Consider the following 16,908-nt stretch of genomic DNA (forward strand, 5'->3'; position numbering starts at 1 on the left):
CTGCGATCCACCGCGAGCCTGATGGTGGATGAAAGAGTGTCATCCACCCTACAGGTGACCGTGAGGCGCAGAGGGTTCTATCCTTACCCTGATTTCGCCGAAAGGAAGCCCCATGCGCCGCGTACTAAACGACCTGAAAATCATGATCCTGGCCAACCTGTGGATCGTCCCGGTGGTGGCTGGCCTGGTCTGGGCACTGTTCCAGTTCGTCGCGCCGCCACCGCCGATGAGTGCCAGCATGGCCACCGGCGCCCAAGGGGGCGCCTACCAGCAGTTCGCCGAACGCCTGAAGGAAGAACTGGCCAAGGAAGGGTTCGAGCTAAATCTGGTGCCGACCTCTGGCTCGCGCGACAACCTGCAGCGTCTGCTGGCCAAGGACCCGCAAGTAGAGATCGCCCTGGTGCAGAGCGGCCTGGAGCGTCAACTGGTACCCGAAGAACAGCGTCAGCTGGAAAGCCTGGGTGCGATCTATCAGGAGCCCCTGTGGCTGTTCTATAGACGTGACGTGGCGCTGGATCGCATTGCCGACCTGTTGCCACTGCGCCTCGGTCTGGGCGGCGAAGGCAGCGGCACCCGTGCTGCCAGCGATGCCATCCTCAGCGCCAATGCCATCGAGCCTGAACACTATCCTGAAAGCTGGCAGAGTATCGGGGGTGGCAAAGCCGCCCGCGCGCTGATGGCCGGCGAACTGGATGCCGCATTCTTCGTTGGCCCGGCAGAAAACGCCCTGGTGCAACAACTGGCGGCCAACCCGGACATCGCCCTGGCGCACTTTCGTCGCGCCGCCGCCTACGCAGCGCGCTTGCCGTTCTTCAATCAGGTTACCGTCGGCGAAGGCCTGCTCGATCTGGCCAGCAATGCACCTGATCGCGACATCGTCACCCTCGCTCCGGTCGCGACCCTGGTGGTCAATGACGACTTCAACCCCGGTCTGGTGCCACTGTTTCTCGCGGCCAGCCGTGAAGTGATGCGCGACGGCACTCTGCTCGACGCCGCCGGCACCTTTCCCAGCGCCGAGCCTCGCACCTTCGAACTGCACAAGGATGCCGGGCATTACTACGACAAGGGCCTGCCAATCCTGCAGCGCTACCTGCCGTTTCGTATCGCCTCGCTGGCCGACCGCTACATCATCCTGCTGATCCCCTTGATCGTGGTGATGATCCCGCTGTTCAAGGCCGTCGGACCGATCTACCAGTGGCGCATCCGTGCGCGCATCTACCGCTGGTACAAGCACCTGCGCGAAGTCGACCGCAAGCTGCACGCCGGCTCCCTGCCCGACGAGCTGGGCAGCGAGATCGAACGCCTGGAACAGATGGAAGACGAGCTGGCAGCCGTGGAAGTGCCACTGTCGTACTCCAACGAGTTGTACGAACTGCACATGCACGTACGCTACGTGATCGAGCGGCTGCGCGTGTTGCAGCAGCGACGGCAGATGTAGGGTGGATCACGCTTCATCGATCCACCACAACGGTGGATGTAAACAGCGACATCCACCCTGCACACTGTGGGAGGGGCTTTAGCCGCGACGGCTACATGACTTTCAACACCGCTCACGGATACATCCGCACCAGAATCCATCACCCGCTTCGGGTAAACTGCGCCCCTGTTTCATTTGCCCACGAGACCGCCATGCCGATCCGCCACTGCATCGTCCACCTGATCGACAAGAAGCCCGACGGCAGCCCCGCCGTGCTGCACGCTCGCGACAGCGAGCTGGCCACGTCGCAAGCCATGGAGAACCTGCTGGCCGACCTCAACGAGAGCTACAACGCCAAGCAGGGCAAGGCCTGGGGTCTGTTCCACGAAGAATCCGGCGCCTACCCGTTCAGCGGCTGGCTCAAGGCCTATCTCGACGGCGAACAGGATTTCACCGCCTTCAGCCGTCAGGCCGTCGAACACCTGCAGAAGCTGATGGAGGAATCCAACCTCTCCACCGGCGGCCACGTGCTGCTGGCTCACTACCAGCAAGGCATGACCGACTACCTGGCCATCGCCCTGCTGCATCACAGCGAGGGCGTGGCGGTGACCGACGCGCTGGACGTGACCCCGGCCAAGCACCTGGACCTCGGCCAACTGCACCTGGCCGCACGCATCAACATCAGCGAGTGGCAGAACAACAAGCAGTCCAAGCAGTACATCTCCTTCATCAAAGGCAAGAACGGCAAGAAGGTCTCGGACTACTTCCGCGACTTCATCGGCTGCCAGGAGGGCGTCGACGGCCCGGGCGAGACCCGTACCCTGCTCAAGGCCTTCAGCGATTACGTGGAAAGCGAAGACCTGCCCGAAGAGCAGGCCCGCGAAAAGACCAAGACCCTGGTCGGCTACGCCACCAGCCAGGCCAAGCTCGGTGAGCCGATCACCCTCGACGAGCTCTCCGGCCTGATCGACGAAGAGCGCCCCAAGGCCTTTTATGAACACATCCGCAACAAGGATTACGGCATGGCGCCGGAATTTCCGGCGGACAAACGCACCCTGAGCCAGTTCCAGCGCTTCACCGGTCGTGCCGAGGGGCTGTCGATCAGTTTCGAGGCACACCTGCTGGGCTCGAAGGTCGAGTATGACGAAGGCCGCGACATGCTGATCATTCGCCAGTTGCCGACACAGCTGAAAGACCAGCTCAAACGTCGCCAGGATTGATGCATTTGTAGGTTGGGCCACGGGTTGATATGGCAGCATGGCCCGGCGCGGTTTACGCTGGCAGGACTGCGCCATCACACAAGGATGCGAAACCATGAAGACGATTCTGCTGATGCTCGCCGCTCTGGCCCTGTGGCAGAACTGGGACAGGATAGAGCGCTGGATCGACCCGCCCCAGGCGCGTAACGCCAGCGGCGAGGTGGTGCTCTACGCCACGCAGTGGTGTGGCTACTGCGCCAAGGCTCGCGAGCTGTTCGCCGAGGACGGCATCGCCTATCGCGAAGTGAATATCGAGACCGATGCCGCCGGTCGCGCTCAGTATCAGGCGCTCGGTGGCCGCGGCGTGCCGGTGATCGACCTGCGCGGGCAGGTCATCCACGGCTACGACGTACGAGCCATTCGCGCCGCCTACTGACAGGCGGCGCGAGAGGCCTCAGCGCGCCTCGATACGAAAGCCCAAGCGCGGGAAGTGCACATGCACGACGCCGGCGCGCTCATCTTCGCGACGCAGGATCAGCTCGTCGCGCCCGGCATGCAGCAACTCGCCCTGCACCGGGTCGACACCATAGTCCACGGCAGCGATGCTCACCGCCTGGCCAGCTTTGAAGCCATTGGGCTCGACAAAATCCTCTTCCGGCAGCGCTGCCGGAGTCGCCTCACGCGCCACCGCGATCGCCTGTTCGCTGCTCATCTCGCTCAACGAACCATGGCCGAAGCCGAGCACACGACCAAGCCAGGCAGCGACTTCCGGGTAGTCGTCGACCAGCGGCGAGGTAACCGGCGTGCCGCGCAGAAACCACAGGCAATGAGCCACGGAAAAATCGGCGAGCGACGGTTCACCGAAGAGGAAATCGCCCTGCTCGCGTTGCAACTGGCGCTGCAATGCGCCCATCAGTGCAGGCCAATTGTGCTTGGCCTGCTCCAGTGGCAGCCGAGTCGCCGTACCACCGGAAAACAGCGCGCCACGGTCGGCTGCAAAGGCCTTGGCGAACTCCGGCGGCACCTTGGCGAAGCGCAGCGCCATCGACTCGGGTTGGAACACCAGCGCCACGGCATGCTGGAACAAGACCGAGTCGGCCCACTGCGCCAGCAGGCTGACATTGAACTCCTGACCTTCGGGCAGCAGCGCCGGGGTGGCCTTCTCGGCTTCCAGGCGGCGAGCGATCAGCGCGGTATCGCAGTAGATGTCGGCGCCAACCTGCAGCACCGGCGTCTTGCGGTAGCCGCCGGTCAGCGCGGTGAGATCGGGCTTGGGCATCAGTGGCGGGATCATCACCGAACGCCAGGACAGTTGCTTGAAGCCCAGCATCAGGCGGGCCTTCTCGGCAAACGGCGAGGTCGGGTAGTGATGAAGGATCAACTCATGCATGGCGCGCTCCGCGTCGGATCAAAAGTCCTCAGCTTACCCGCGCGTCACATGCGCGCAACCGTCTCAGGCTGATGAACCGCCATCAACGGCCAGAATGAGTGCTTCTTTGGCGCTTTTGCTCAGGCGCTTGATCGCACGCTCACGGCGCAACGCATCGCCCTTGCCGGCACAGGCTTCGACGTAGGCCAGGGCCAGTGCCGGACTGGTATGGAAGAACCGGGCGCCCTTGCCACTCTGGTGCTGGGCGAAACGCCTCTGCGGGTCATCGCTGATGCCGCAATACAGCGCGCCATTGGCGGCGCGCACCAGATAGACGAACCAGGCTTTTTCGACTGCTGCATTCATCCGCGAGCGGGAAACCACTCACGCGCCGAGCGCCACAGGCACATGCCGACGAAGTAAGCCGAAGCCAACCACCAGAGTGCCAGCAGCCAGAACTGATTGACCGGGTACTGCAGGATCAGCAGCGCGCTGGAGAGCATCCAGACGAAGGTCACGAGGATGTTCAGCGGCATGAACTGACGTACGCGGAACGGATGCAGGAACTTCATCTTGGTCAGGGTCAGGCCGGCCAACAGGACGATCACGCCCAGGGTGATCCAGGGATGGACATCAAGGATGAAGAAATACAGCACCACTACATTCCACGCTGCCGGGAAGCCGACGAAGTAGTTGTCCTTGCTCTTCATGTTCAGGTTGCAGAAGCAGAACAGCGAGGACAGCAGAATCAGGCCCACGGCGAACAGCGGCGTGTAATCCGGCAGCGGGATGAAGCGGTAGAGAAAGATCGCGGGGATGAATACGTAGGTGAGATAGTCGATCACCAGGTCGAGGGTCGAGCCGTCGAAGTGCGGCAGCACGCCCTTGACGTCGTAACGGCGCGCCAGCGAGCCGTCCAGGCCATCGACCAGCAGCGCCAGGCCGAGCCACAACAGGCATTGCTTGGGTTGGCCGTCGAGCACGGCCAGCAATGCCAGCAGGGCAAGGATCACGCCGCTGGCGGTAACGGCATGGACCCCCCAGGCTTTGGCCTGTTTTACGGCAACGATCAGTTCGGTCACGGCAGGTCTCGATTGGCAGTTGAGGTGCGGCACCCGATGTGCGCACTCTTTATTGAAGGCTAAGACCGGCTAGCCTACCACTGCGTTCCTTCGCCCGCCTCAGCGCGTGCCGCGAAACTGGGCCAGCCCGCGTGCCGCCTGTCGACGAATGGCAGCCTGAACCGGTGGTGCCCAACCCAGTAGAAGCCCTTTGCCACCTAGCGCCTGACGTGCCCAGCGCCATAGATCGAAGTGATCGCGATGCTCGACGATGAGCCCGTCACGAAACACGAAGCGCGCCTGAATGTGGTTGACCACCTGACGACCGGTGGCGCTGAAACGGTAGCGTGCGACCCAGCGCGCGCTGCCGGCATGATCGTCGGCGTGCACCGCGTCGAACGTCAGCGAGAAGTCTTCGGCGCGGCTGCACAGCATGCGCCACATATCGCCCGCCTCCGCGCCGCGCAAGTCGACGAAGACCGGGTCGGAGAAACGCACGTCCTCGGCGTAACAGCCAGCCATGGTCTCGGCATCGAGCTTTTGGAAGGCGCTGTAGAAACGCTGGATCAATTCGGCGTTGGCGTGGCTCATGGTTCGCTCCTGCGGCGTTGTGGTTCGGGTTCACCCGCCAACGATGCGATGACATCGGTGCGCACAGCGCACCCTGCGGCGCGATGGTGAATGTAGCCTAGTCTGGGCGCAGAAGAAGGGTGTGGCGATTGGCTATAAAGACAACTTTGTGTCAATAATCGCCAACCCCATTCCAGGTCACCGTTATGCTGCGCATCGCCTTGTACGTCTGCCCGCAAACCATCTGTTCCAGCCTGAGCATGGCGCAGGACGCCTTCAGCCTGGCCAATCGTCTGGCCGGAGCACCCCGTTTTCAGCTGCAGCGTTTCAGTCTCGATGGCCAACCCATGCACCTGGAGTTTGCGCAGATTCTGGTCGATGGCGGCCTTGAGTTGGCCGAGCAAGCCGACCTGCTGATCGTTCCCGCCACCGGCAGCGCCATCACCCGCACGCTGGAAAGCAACGCCAAGCTCCTGCCCTGGCTGGCCCAACGCGACCAGCAACAGGTAGCCAGCCTGTGCAGCAGCGCCTTCCTGCTGGCGGCTGCCGGCCTGCTCGATGGGCGCCAGGCGACCACCCACTGGGCTCTGGCTGATGCCTTCGCCCGGCACTTTCCCCAGGTGAACCTGCGCAGCGATCTGCTGTTGACCGAGGACGGTCCGCTGTTCTGCTCCGGCGGTGCCCAGGCCGGGCTCGACCTGTGCCTGCACCTGATAGCCCTGCATGCCGGCGAATGGCTGGCGCAACAGGTCGCCAGCGCCATGGTGATCGAGCGTCAGCGCGGTACGCAGAAGCGTTTCGCCCCGCTGCTACCCAGCAGCGAAGACACATCCCTTGCCCCGCTGCTGACCTGGCTGCGCAAGCATCACGCCGAAGTGATCGATCTCAACCGTCTTGCGCAGCAGGCACACTGTTCGCCGCGTACCTTGTTGCGGCGCTTCAAACAGACCACCGGGCTGACCCCGGGCGATTACCTGCAGCGCCTGCGTATCAGTCTGGCGCAGCAGGCGCTGACCGATTCGGCGCAGTCGCTGGAGCAGGTCGCCAGTCAGGTGGGTTTCGCCGATCGTGCCACCTTCGCCAAGCGCTTCAAGCAGTTGTGCGGGGAAACGCCGGGCGCCTTCCGCAAGCGCATGCAGGGCAACGGAGCCGCGCCGCCGGCCCCTTAGGGTGGGCCTTGCACGCCAATCTGGTCTGGGGGCGCAGGATATTCGAGACGCCTACGGGTTCGCGGTGCGCACGGCGCACCCTACCTCAGGGCGCATCCCGTGGCCCAAGAAAAAGGGAGCCCGAAGGCTCCCTGATCGATGGCGCGATGCCGGCTCAGTGCAGGATCTGGCTGAGAAACAGCTTGGTGCGCTCGTTCTGCGGATTGGTGAAGAAGGCGTTCGGCTCGGCCTCCTCCACGATCTCGCCCTTGTCCATGAAGATCACGCGGTTGGCCACGGTGCGGGCAAAACCCATCTCATGGGTCACGCAGAGCATGGTCATGCCGTCTTCGGCCAGGCCGATCATGGTGTCCAGAACCTCTTTCACCATCTCAGGGTCGAGGGCCGAGGTCGGCTCGTCGAACAGCATGATCTTCGGCTTCATGCACAGCGCGCGGGCAATCGCCACACGCTGTTGCTGACCGCCGGAGAGTTGCCCCGGAAACTTGTTGGCCTGCTCGGGAATGCGCACGCGCTCGAGAAAGTGCATGGCAATTTCCTCGGCCTGACGCTTGGGCATCTTGCGTACCCACATCGGCGCCAGGGTGCAGTTCTGCAGAACGGTGAGATGCGGGAACAGGTTGAAGTGCTGGAAGACCATGCCCACTTCGCGGCGAATCGCTTCGATGTGCTTGAGGTCGCTGGTCAGCTCGGTGCCATCGACCACGATACGCCCCTGCTGGTGCTCTTCCAGGCGGTTGATGCAGCGAATGGTGGTGGACTTGCCCGAACCGGACGGGCCGCACAGGACGATGCGCTCGCCCGGCTGCACGCTGAGGTTGATGTCCTTGAGCACGTGGAACTGGCCGTACCACTTGTTCACACCCTGCACCAGGATCATCGGCTCGGCGCTGGGTTGTTTGATTGCTTCACTCATAAATTCACTCCTCTCGAGGGCTGATTCAGGATTTCGAGCCATGGCCAGGCACGTTCATCAGTGCCTGGCCGACGCGCAGCAAATACTGATCAGCTCCTAACGCTTATGGCCGGTATCCAGCTTCCGCTCGAGATGCAGCGAATAGCGGGACATGCCGAAACAGAAAATCCAGAAGACCAACGCGGCGAACGCATAGCCTTCGGTGGCCATACCCAGCCATGCCGGGTCGGTGGTCGCCTGCTTGATGCTGTTGAGCAGATCGAACAGGCCGATGATGATCACCAGACTGGTGTCCTTGAACAGGGCGATGAAGACGTTGACGATGCCCGGAATCACCAGCTTCAGCGCTTGCGGCAGGATCACCAGGCCCATCATCCGCCAGTAGCCCAGGCCCATGGCCGCGGCCGCCTCGTACTGACCTTTGGGAATGGCCTGCAGACCACCGCGCACCACTTCGGCGATGTAGGCGGACTGGAACAGGATCACCCCGATCAGCGCACGCATCAGCTTGTCGAAATGCATGCCTTCGGGCAGGAACAGCGGCAGCATCACCGAGGACATGAACAGCACGGTGATCAACGGCACACCGCGCCAGAACTCGATGAAGGTGACGCAGATGACCTTGATCGCCGGCAGGTTGGAACGTCGTCCCAGTGCCAGCAGAATACCCAGCGGCAAGGCGCCGGTGATGCCGACGGAGGCGATCACCAGAGTCAGCATCAGGCCGCCCCACTGGCTGGTGGATACCACGCTCAGGCCGAATACGCCGCCATGCAGCAGGCACCAGGCGATCACCGGATAGATCACCAGGAAGCCCAGGCCGTAGAACGCCTTGCGCGGCATCTGCGGCACGAACAGCGGCGCCGCACCGACGATGGCCAGCCACAGCGTGGCGTCCACGCGCCAGCGCAGTTCGCTGGGGTAGAAGCCGTACATGAACTGACCGAAACGCTGCTGGATGAACACCCAGCACGCACCTTCCTGCGTGCAGTCGGCGCGGGTGCTGCCCACCCAGTTGGCATCGATGATCGCCCACTGCAGCAGCGGTGGCACCACCAGCCAGATCAGATAAAGCGCGAAGAGGGTCAACAGGCTGTTGAACCAGTTGGAAAACAGGTTGGCCTTGAGCCAGCCCACCGCACCGACGCTCATGCGCGGCGGCGGCAGGTCCGGTTTGAATGTATGAGTCTGCATGGCTGCTCCTTACCGCTCAGTCAGCGCGATGCGCTTGTTGTACCAGTTCATCAGCAGGGAAATGCTGATACTGATGGCCAGATACACGCTCATGGTGATGGCGATCACCTCGATGGCCTGGCCGGTCTGGTTGAGCACGGTGCCGGCGAACAGTGAAACCATGTCCGGGTAGCCGATACCGGCGGCCAGGGACGAGTTCTTCGCCAGGTTGAGGTACTGACTGGTCAGTGGCGGAATGATCACGCGCAGTGCCTGCGGGATGATCACCAGCCGCAGGGTGACGCCCGGGCGCAACCCAAGCGAGCGTGCCGCTTCCGTCTGACCATGACTGACCGCCATGATCCCGGAGCGAACGTTCTCGGCGATGAAGGCTGCGGTGTAGATGGTCAGCGCCAAGGTCAGCGCCATCAGCTCGGGGATCATCACCCAGCCGCCACGGAAGTTGAAACCGGTCAACTCCGGTACGCTCCACACCAGCGGGTTGCCGCCAATCAGCACGGTAAGACCGGGAATCACCACGATCAGCGCCAGCGAGGTCCACAGCAGCGGGAAGATCTGGCCAGTGGCCTCGCGGCGCTTCTTGGCCCAGCGTCCCAGGGCGATGATGCCGACGATAGTTGCCAGCAGGACCACCGCGAACAGCCCGAAACTCTCCGAAGGGCCAGGCGCCGGCATGTACAGACCGCGACTGTTGAGGAAGAACATCTCACCAACACCCAGGCTCTGCCGAGGGCCAGGCAGGGCGAGAAATACCGCGAAATACCAGAAGAGGATCTGCAGCAGCGGCGGAATGTTGCGGAAAATCTCGATGTAAACGGTGGCCAGCTTGCTGATCAGCCAGTTGGGCGATAGCCGCGCCACACCCAGCAGAAAGCCGAGGATTGAGGCCAGCACGATACCGATGAAGGACACCAGCAGGGTATTGAGCAAGCCGACCAGGAACACACGACTGTAGCTGTCGCTTTCCGTGTAGTCGATCAGGTGCTGGGCGATACCGAAGCCGGCGCTGTTATTGAGAAATGCGAAGCCGGAAATGATCCCGCGCTTCTCCAGGTTGGCCTGGGTGTTCTGGAAGAGAAACCAGCCGAGCGCCACAACGGCGATAACGGCAATGATCTGGAAAGCCCAAGCACGCACCTGCGGATCGTTCAGAAGCGATCCTCGCGGGCGCGGGGCATTAGCAGTCGTGTGCATGACAACCCTCATGGAAGCCCCGGCCGCACGCAAGCCGGCCGGAGTTCACGTAAATCGGAAACGACAGCGGCAGGCCTCGAGAACCGGTCCATAATCTGCTGCGCGTCGGGCCTGCTGCGTCAAAAACAGGCTCAGAATGCTCATTTACAACTCGTAAACTGCGCTTCTTCGCCTGTTTTTTCCTTGCATACCTCTAGCTCGCAAGCCTATGAACAGGTTCTCGCCTGCCGCTGTGGACGGTCAACGCACCGGCGGTGCGTACTGCAGACCACCCTTGTTCCACAGGGCGTTGAGGCCACGCTCGATCTTCAGCTCGCTGCCGGCACCGACGTTACGGTCGAAGGTCTCACCGTAGTTACCGACTTGCTTGACGATCTGTACTGCCCAGTCCTTCGGCAGCTTGAGGTCTTTGCCGAACTCACCTTCAGTACCCAGCAGACGGGCTACGTCGGGGTTCTTGGTGTCTTTGGCAGTCGCTTCGACGTTGGCCGAGGTCACACCCAGTTCTTCGGCGTTGACCATGGCGAACAGGGTCCAGCGCACGATGTCGAACCACTCTTCGTCACCCTGGCGCACGACCGGGCCCAGAGGCTCCTTGGAGATGACTTCCGGCAGCACGACATAGTCGTCCGGGTTGGCCAGCTTGATGCGCTGTGCATACAGCTGCGACTGGTCGGAGGTCAGCACGTCGCAACGGCCGGCTTCGACCGACTTGGCGCTCTCGTCGGAGGTATCGTAGGTGATGGGGGTGTACTTCATGCCGTTGGCACGGAAGTAGTCGGAGAGGTTCAGCTCAGTGGTGGTACCGGCCTGGATGCAGACAGTAGCTCCGTCCAGTTCCTTGGCGCTGGAAACGCCCAGCTTCTTGTTCACCAGAAAACCCTGGCCGTCGTAGTAGTTGGTGCCTGTGAAGTTCAGACCCAGTGCGGCGTCGCGCGAGCTGGTCCAGGTAGTGTTACGCGACAGGATGTCGACTTCGCCGGACTGCAGCGCGGTGAAGCGCTCCTTGGCGGTCAGCGGGCTGTACTTGACCTTGGTCGCGTCGCCGAAAACCGCAGCTGCAACAGCACGGCAGACGTCAACGTCGAGACCCAGGTAGTTGCCTTTTTCATCGGCGTAGGAGAAGCCAGGCAGACCGTCGCTGATACCGCACTGCACGAAGCCTTTCTTCTGCACTGCATCCAGGGTGGCGCCTGCCTGAGCAAAGCCACTGACACCGAGCACAGCTGCGGTGGTCAGCACAGCCAGGGTGGATTTCACCATCTTCATCAAAAACCTCCAGTTGCTCTTGTTGTGTTGGAGTCTCCGTCCGCCTTCCCCACCCTTTTGAGGCACGCGATCCGCTGGCAGCAACGGCATCGACGAGAAGTTCGAACGTCAGGCAGGAGTCTAGTCGGCTTTACCCTCTGCTGGCCAACTGCCCCCGCCCAGCCCATTGATTGAACGGGCCAGAGACGGATCGTCATCCATCTGGGCGATCAACCGCCCCGACGGTCTATTAGGAACCCCACACAGCAGATTCCTGCCTGTTGAGCGGTGCGCAGTGGCACAGTGTTACCGTTAGCGCACCGCGTCGTCAGTCCGAGTGAGACTTAGCAAGCCCCGTACCAGCACATGGCAAATGGCCGGATATGAGAGGGTCAAGGGCAAAAGATTCACCCGTGCGACAACTTCTTCACAGATTAGACAAGCCTTGAACAGGGCGCCGCCCCAAATTAAGGCGCCCGCACCACACTGGAGCTACCAATGACCGCACCCATGATTTTGCAGCCCCCACAATCCGCCGATGCCAGCGTGATCTGGCTGCATGGGCTGGGGGCTGACCGCTACGATTTCCTGCCGGTCGCCGAGATGCTGCAGGAGCGCCTGCCTAGCACACGTTTCATCCTGCCGCAGGCGCCAACCCGCCCGGTCACCATCAACGGAGGCTGGAGCATGCCGAGCTGGTACGACATCCTCGCCATGAGCCCGGCCCGCGCCATCGACCAGGCACAACTGGAAGAGTCCGCCGACCAGGTGATCGCCCTGATCGAAGCCGAGCGCGAAAGCGCCATCGCCCCTGAACGCATCGTCCTGGCGGGCTTCTCCCAGGGCGGCGCTGTGGTGCTGCACACTGCCTTTGTGCGCTATCCAGAGGTCCTCGGCGGGGTACTGGCACTCTCGACTTACGCCCCGACCTTCAGCGACGACATGCCGCTGGCGGATACAAAAAGACAACTGCCGGTGCTTTGTTTACATGGCAGATTCGACGACGTGGTGACACCCGATATGGGGCGTGCCGCGTATGACCGCCTGCACGCCTGTGGGGTGCCGGTGCAATGGCGCGACTATCCGATGGCGCACGAGGTGCTGCCGGAAGAGATTCGCGATATCGCCCAATGGTTGGGCCAACTGCTGGCCGACTGACCGACCCGAGAGATGCACGATAAATGAGCACCGCGCCCCTCATTCGCACACTGCAGGATATCGAACGGATCGAGCGCACCGCGCTGAGTGATCGCGATCTGCCCAGCAGCACCTTCGAGCTGATTCGCCGCACGGCGCAGGCCAGTCCCGAGGCAGCGGCGCTGTCGTTCATTGCCCAGGGTACGGGAGAGGAAACCCCGCTGCGCCTGAACTATGCCGAACTGCTCGGCAAGATCACCCAGACCGCCAACGCCTTCCACCGCCTGGGCCTGCGTCCTGGCAAGGCGGTGTCCTTCCTGCTGCCCAACCTGCCACAGACCCACTACACCATCTGGGGTGGCGAGGCGGCCGGCATCGTCAATGCGATCAACCCGCTGCTCGATCCCGAGCACATCGCCGAGCTGATCCACGCGTCGGACTCCGAGCTGCTGGTGACCCTGGCGCCCTTCCCCGGCACCGAGCTGTGGGACAAGGTCGACTCCCTGCGCGATCAGTTGCCAGAGCTGAAAGCGATTCTCTGCGTGGACATGGCCAACCTGTTGCCCGAGCCACAACGCAGCGCGATCAAGGCCCAGCGCGGCCCTTTGCCTGAGGGCGTGCTGGATTTCGATGAAACCATCGCCGCGTGCCCCGCCGACCACCTGGAAAGCGGTCGTGTGATCGCCGCCGACGACATCGCCAGCTACTTCCACACCGGCGGCACCACCGGTACGCCGAAACTGGCGCCGCACAGCCACGGCAACGAAGTGGCGATGGCCTACAGCATGAACCTGGTGACCCGCTTCGGCGTCGGCGACGTGACGCTTTGCGGCCTGCCGCTGTTCCACGTCAACGGCGTGATCGTCACCGGGCTTACGGCCTTCATCGGCGGCGCGGAAGTGCTGCTGGCCACGCCGCAGGGTTATCGCAACACCACGCTGATCAGCAACTTCTGGAAAGTGATCGCGCGCCACAAGGTCAGCTTCTTCAGTGGTGTACCGACCATCTACGCCGGCTTGCTGCAGATTCCCAGCGAGGGTCATGACCTGTCCTCGCTGAAATACGCCCTGTGCGGCGCCGCGCCGATGCCGGTGGAACTGATCCGCCAGTTCGAGGCCAAGACCGGCCTGACTCTGATCGAAGGTTACGGCCTGACCGAGGGCACCTGCGGCAGCTGCGCCAACCCACCGGCAGGCGAACGCCGCCCCGGCTCCATCGGCCTGCCCATGCCCTACTGCGAAGTGCGCATCAAGGTACTCGACGAGCAGGGACGCTATCTCCGGGATGCCGAGCAGGATGAGATCGGCAACCTGTGCATCCGTGGCGCTACGGTGTTCAAGGGCTATCTGCAGGCGAGCAAGAACGCCGGCATCTGGGTCGATGGCGACTGGTTCAACACCGGCGATCTGGGTCGCGTCGATGCCGACGGCTACATCTGGCTGACCGGGCGCAGCAAGGATCTGATCATCCGTGGCGGTCACAACATCGACCCGCAGATGATCGAGGACGCCCTGCACAAGCACCCCGCCGTCGCCATGGCCGCGGCCGTGGGCAAGCCAGATGAAAAGGCCGGCGAATTGCCGGTGGTCTACGTGCAGCTCAAGCCGGGCGCACAGGTCAGCGAAGTCGAACTGCTGGAACATGCCGCCGCCCATATTCCCGAACGCGCTGCGGTGCCCAAGGACGCCTGGATCATCGATGCCATTCCGCTCACCGCGGTGGGCAAGACCTTCAAACCAGCGCTGCGCTTCGATGCCATCGCCCGTGTTTACCAGGCTGCCGTCGATGAGTTGCACCCGGCTGTTCGGGTCGAAGTGCTGAACGATGACAAGGCCGGTCAATTGGCCCACATCCACCTGCCGAATCAGGATCAGGCATTGGCTGCCACCATTGGCGAGCGGCTGTCCGGCTACGCGGTAGGCCATCGCATCCACTTCGCAGCGTGATCCAGAGCGCGCAAGGACGCGCACCAGTTAACAGCTTTGCATTTTCGTGCAACCGCTGGTCGGCAGAGCTTCAGGCAAGCATTGCCACGCCTGAAGCCCGGGAATAATGTCGAACGCTATTCGTAGACACGACAGGGAGCGTTGATGGTGCCTCGGGCTTTTCGCCCGGTCAGGCCCGACGAGATTGTAATGAAAGTGGCGCACTGGCAGGCAGACCTGCAGCAAGTTCAACAGTTGCGACTATTTCATAATGTCGCCACCAGCAGCCTGGACCAGTTGCTGCGGGAATTTCGCGCCTGCGAGCTGGAAGCCGGCGAAGTGCTGCTCTCCCCCTTCAATCGCAACCAGCACCTCTATCTGCTGATCGATGGCCAGTTGCGCGTCTACCTGGGGTCACTGGACAACCAGGCCGTCAGCACCCTCGAAGTCGGCGACTGCGCCGGTGAAATCAGCTTCATCGACAACGAACATCCCTCCGCCTACGTGGTGGCCGAGCGCCCCTCCATCGTCCTGCGCCTGCATCGCGAGTCCCTGGTGGCGCTGTTCCAGCAATCCCCGCAGATGATGCAGAACCTGCTGGAGCTGCTCTGCGATCGCGTACGCCAAGGCAACCGGCAGATTCTCGACAGTGAGCAAAACGCCAACGTCGACACCCTCACCGGTTGCTTCAACCGGCGCTGGCTGGAGCACGTGTTCGAGCGCGAGAGCACCCGCTGTGCCTTCAACGATCAACCGATGTCGCTGCTGATGCTCGATGTCGACCACTTCAAGGCCTACAACGACCAGCACGGCCACCTGGCCGGCGACTACGCCCTGTGCCTGGTGGCGCATACCCTGAGCAGCCAGCTGAGGGCCAAGGACAGCCTGATACGTTTCGGTGGCGAGGAGTTCGTCATTCTCCTGCCGGAGATCGCCGATGAGGCTGCACGCGGTATCGGTGAGCGCCTGCGTATCAGCCTGGAGCAGATCGCCTCCTTCTACTCGCCGGTCGGCGTGCTGCCCGGCGTCACCATTTCCATCGGCCTCGCGCAGATGCGCCATCAGGACAGCCTGCAAAGCCTTATTGCACGTGCCGATACGGCGCTGTACCAAGCCAAGCAACAGGGGCGTAACTGCCTCTGCGGCTGATAATTTGCGACATTGGTGCGCTAGGCATTGTGGGAGGGGCTTTAGCCGCGACCGAATCGCCGCTGAAGCGCCTCCCACAGAGCTGCCGCGCACCGCCGCCCCTTCCCTTGCTACAGTGCCGAGCATAACAACACGCCTGGATGGCTACTCATGCGCAAACTGCTGATCGCCCTGCTTCTGCTCGTTCCCCTCTCCGCCCTCGCCGTACTGGGCCTGCCCCAAGTCATCGACGCGCAGATGAACAGCGTCGCCAGCCCGCCACCCTATCCAGCCAGCGCCAGCGCGCAGAAGCTGCACCAGGGGCTGTTCGTCGCCGACCTGCACGACGACGCCCTGCTCTGGGAGCGCGATCTGCTCAAACGCTACGACTACGGTCACTCCGACCTGCCGCGCATGCTCGAAGGTCGCCTCGGCCTGCAGGTGTTCTCCACCGTGACCAAGACGCCACGCGGGCTGAACATGGAGAGCAACGCCGCCGACAGCGACAACATCACCCTGCTGGCCATGGCCCAGCGCTGGCCACGGGAAACCTGGAACAGCCTGCTGCAGCGCGCGCTGTACCAGGCGCAGAAGCTGCAGGATGCGGCGCACGCCAGCGAAGGGCGCCTGGTGCTGATTCGCAGCCGCGCAGACCTGGCCCGTTTCATCGAGGCCTGGGACAAAGACCCGCAACGTGTGGCAGGCCTGCTCGCCACCGAGGGCCTGCAGCCTATCGAGAATCAGCTGGAGAATGTCGATACGCTCTTTGATGCAGGCTTTCGTATCGCCGGCCTGACCCACTTCTTCGATAACGAAGTGGGCGGTTCAGCCCACGGCCTGGCAAAGGGCGGCCTGACCCCGCTGGGGCGCCAGGTGATCGTGCGCCTGGAAGAAAAATCCATGCTGGTGGACCTGGCCCACGCCTCGCGCCCGCTGATCGACGATGTGCTGGCCATGGCCACGCGCCCGGTGCTGGTCTCGCACACCGGCGTCGAGGGCACCTGCCCCGGCACGCGCAATCTCAGCGACAAGCACCTGCAGGCCATCGCCGCCACGGGCGGGGTGATCGGTATCGGCTACTGGAGCACCGCCGTTTGCGACACCTCGGTCGCCGCCATCGTCAAAGCCATCCGCTATACGGCGGACAAGGTCGGCATCGAGCACGTCGCCCTGGGCTCGGACTTCAACGGCACCGTGCATACGCCGTTCGACGTCACCGGCCTGGCGCAAATTACCGAGGGACTGCAAACCGCCGGCTTCGACAATGACGCCATTGCCGCGATCATGGGCGGCAATGTACAGCGCCTGCTGCTGGCCAGCCTGCCGGAGAAATGAGGCCCTGAGCGCACGGTCCTCTTGACAGACGCGAGCGAAGCACTTC

Annotated in this window: 16 protein-coding genes; 8 read left to right on the top strand and 8 right to left on the bottom strand. The window is 62.8% G+C overall.

Features of this window, described 5'->3' with window-relative positions:
* Positions 1-112: 112 nt before the first annotated feature.
* The 3 genes from GV002_RS19115 to GV002_RS19125 all read left to right on the top strand — a co-directional run bounded on the left by GV002_RS19115 (position 113) and on the right by GV002_RS19125 (position 3,052).
* A complete protein-coding gene (locus GV002_RS19115) occupies positions 113-1,438 on the top strand; it encodes a TAXI family TRAP transporter solute-binding subunit (protein WP_160019851.1) in 1,326 nt (441 codons plus the stop codon).
* A 191-nt stretch (positions 1,439-1,629) separates the two neighbouring features.
* Positions 1,630-2,637 (top strand): nucleoid-associated protein YejK, encoded by a 1,008-nt coding sequence (gene yejK / locus GV002_RS19120; RefSeq protein ID WP_160019852.1) that lies wholly within the window; start codon positions 1,630-1,632, stop codon positions 2,635-2,637.
* A gap of 94 nt (positions 2,638-2,731) precedes the next feature.
* Positions 2,732-3,052 (top strand): glutaredoxin family protein, encoded by a 321-nt coding sequence (locus tag GV002_RS19125; RefSeq protein ID WP_160019853.1) that lies wholly within the window; start codon positions 2,732-2,734, stop codon positions 3,050-3,052.
* A gap of 18 nt (positions 3,053-3,070) precedes the next feature.
* On the opposite strand, the gene GV002_RS19130 is transcribed toward GV002_RS19125, so the two are convergent.
* The 4 genes from GV002_RS19130 to GV002_RS19145 form a co-directional block, all read right to left on the bottom strand.
* Complete coding sequence (locus GV002_RS19130; RefSeq protein WP_160019854.1) at positions 3,071-4,006, bottom strand: glutathione S-transferase family protein; 936 nt, start codon at positions 4,004-4,006, stop codon at positions 3,071-3,073.
* Between the two features lie 63 nt (positions 4,007-4,069).
* Positions 4,070-4,351, bottom strand: a complete 282-nt coding sequence (locus GV002_RS19135) for a GIY-YIG nuclease family protein (RefSeq protein ID WP_013716902.1) — start codon at positions 4,349-4,351, stop codon at positions 4,070-4,072.
* Positions 4,348-5,067 (bottom strand): phosphatidylcholine synthase, encoded by a 720-nt coding sequence (pcsA, locus tag GV002_RS19140; RefSeq protein ID WP_160019855.1) that lies wholly within the window; start codon positions 5,065-5,067, stop codon positions 4,348-4,350. Before pcsA ends, GV002_RS19135 begins: the two co-directional genes overlap by 4 nt.
* Before the next feature lie 99 nt (positions 5,068-5,166).
* Positions 5,167-5,637, bottom strand: a complete 471-nt coding sequence (locus GV002_RS19145; protein ID WP_160019856.1) for a nuclear transport factor 2 family protein — start codon at positions 5,635-5,637, stop codon at positions 5,167-5,169.
* A gap of 185 nt (positions 5,638-5,822) precedes the next feature.
* Between GV002_RS19145 and GV002_RS19150 the strand changes: the two genes are divergently transcribed.
* Complete coding sequence (locus GV002_RS19150) at positions 5,823-6,785, top strand: GlxA family transcriptional regulator (RefSeq protein WP_160019857.1); 963 nt, start codon at positions 5,823-5,825, stop codon at positions 6,783-6,785.
* A gap of 154 nt (positions 6,786-6,939) precedes the next feature.
* Here GV002_RS19150 and GV002_RS19155 read toward each other — a convergent pair whose 3' ends face one another.
* From GV002_RS19155 to GV002_RS19170, 4 genes are all read right to left on the bottom strand, one after another.
* Complete coding sequence (locus GV002_RS19155) at positions 6,940-7,701, bottom strand: amino acid ABC transporter ATP-binding protein (RefSeq protein WP_160019858.1); 762 nt, start codon at positions 7,699-7,701, stop codon at positions 6,940-6,942.
* 96 nt (positions 7,702-7,797) lie between these two features.
* Positions 7,798-8,895, bottom strand: coding sequence for an amino acid ABC transporter permease (locus tag GV002_RS19160; protein WP_160019859.1), 1,098 nt, complete (start codon positions 8,893-8,895; stop codon positions 7,798-7,800).
* 9 nt (positions 8,896-8,904) lie between these two features.
* Positions 8,905-10,089, bottom strand: coding sequence for an amino acid ABC transporter permease (locus GV002_RS19165; RefSeq protein ID WP_178094731.1), 1,185 nt, complete (start codon positions 10,087-10,089; stop codon positions 8,905-8,907).
* Between the two features lie 240 nt (positions 10,090-10,329).
* Positions 10,330-11,358: an amino acid ABC transporter substrate-binding protein gene (locus GV002_RS19170; RefSeq protein WP_160019861.1), complete on the bottom strand. Its 1,029-nt coding sequence runs from the start codon at positions 11,356-11,358 to the stop codon at positions 10,330-10,332.
* Between the two features lie 477 nt (positions 11,359-11,835).
* Between GV002_RS19170 and GV002_RS19175 the strand changes: the two genes are divergently transcribed.
* The 4 genes from GV002_RS19175 to GV002_RS19190 all read left to right on the top strand — a co-directional run bounded on the left by GV002_RS19175 (position 11,836) and on the right by GV002_RS19190 (position 16,862).
* Complete coding sequence (locus tag GV002_RS19175) at positions 11,836-12,495, top strand: alpha/beta hydrolase (protein WP_160019862.1); 660 nt, start codon at positions 11,836-11,838, stop codon at positions 12,493-12,495.
* Between the two features lie 23 nt (positions 12,496-12,518).
* Positions 12,519-14,420 (top strand): acyl-CoA synthetase, encoded by a 1,902-nt coding sequence (locus GV002_RS19180; protein ID WP_160019863.1) that lies wholly within the window; start codon positions 12,519-12,521, stop codon positions 14,418-14,420.
* 189 nt (positions 14,421-14,609) lie between these two features.
* Positions 14,610-15,548: a GGDEF domain-containing protein gene (locus GV002_RS19185; protein WP_160019864.1), complete on the top strand. Its 939-nt coding sequence runs from the start codon at positions 14,610-14,612 to the stop codon at positions 15,546-15,548.
* Between the two features lie 150 nt (positions 15,549-15,698).
* Positions 15,699-16,862 carry a dipeptidase gene (locus GV002_RS19190; protein WP_160019865.1) on the top strand — a complete coding sequence of 388 codons (1,164 nt, stop codon included), beginning with the start codon at positions 15,699-15,701 and terminating at the stop codon, positions 16,860-16,862.
* The last annotated feature ends 46 nt before the right edge of the window (positions 16,863-16,908 follow it).

It is taken from the genome of Pseudomonas sp. 8O, assembly GCF_902506495.1.
GTDB classification, from domain to species: Bacteria; Pseudomonadota; Gammaproteobacteria; order Pseudomonadales; family Pseudomonadaceae; genus Aquipseudomonas; species Aquipseudomonas chaetocerotis.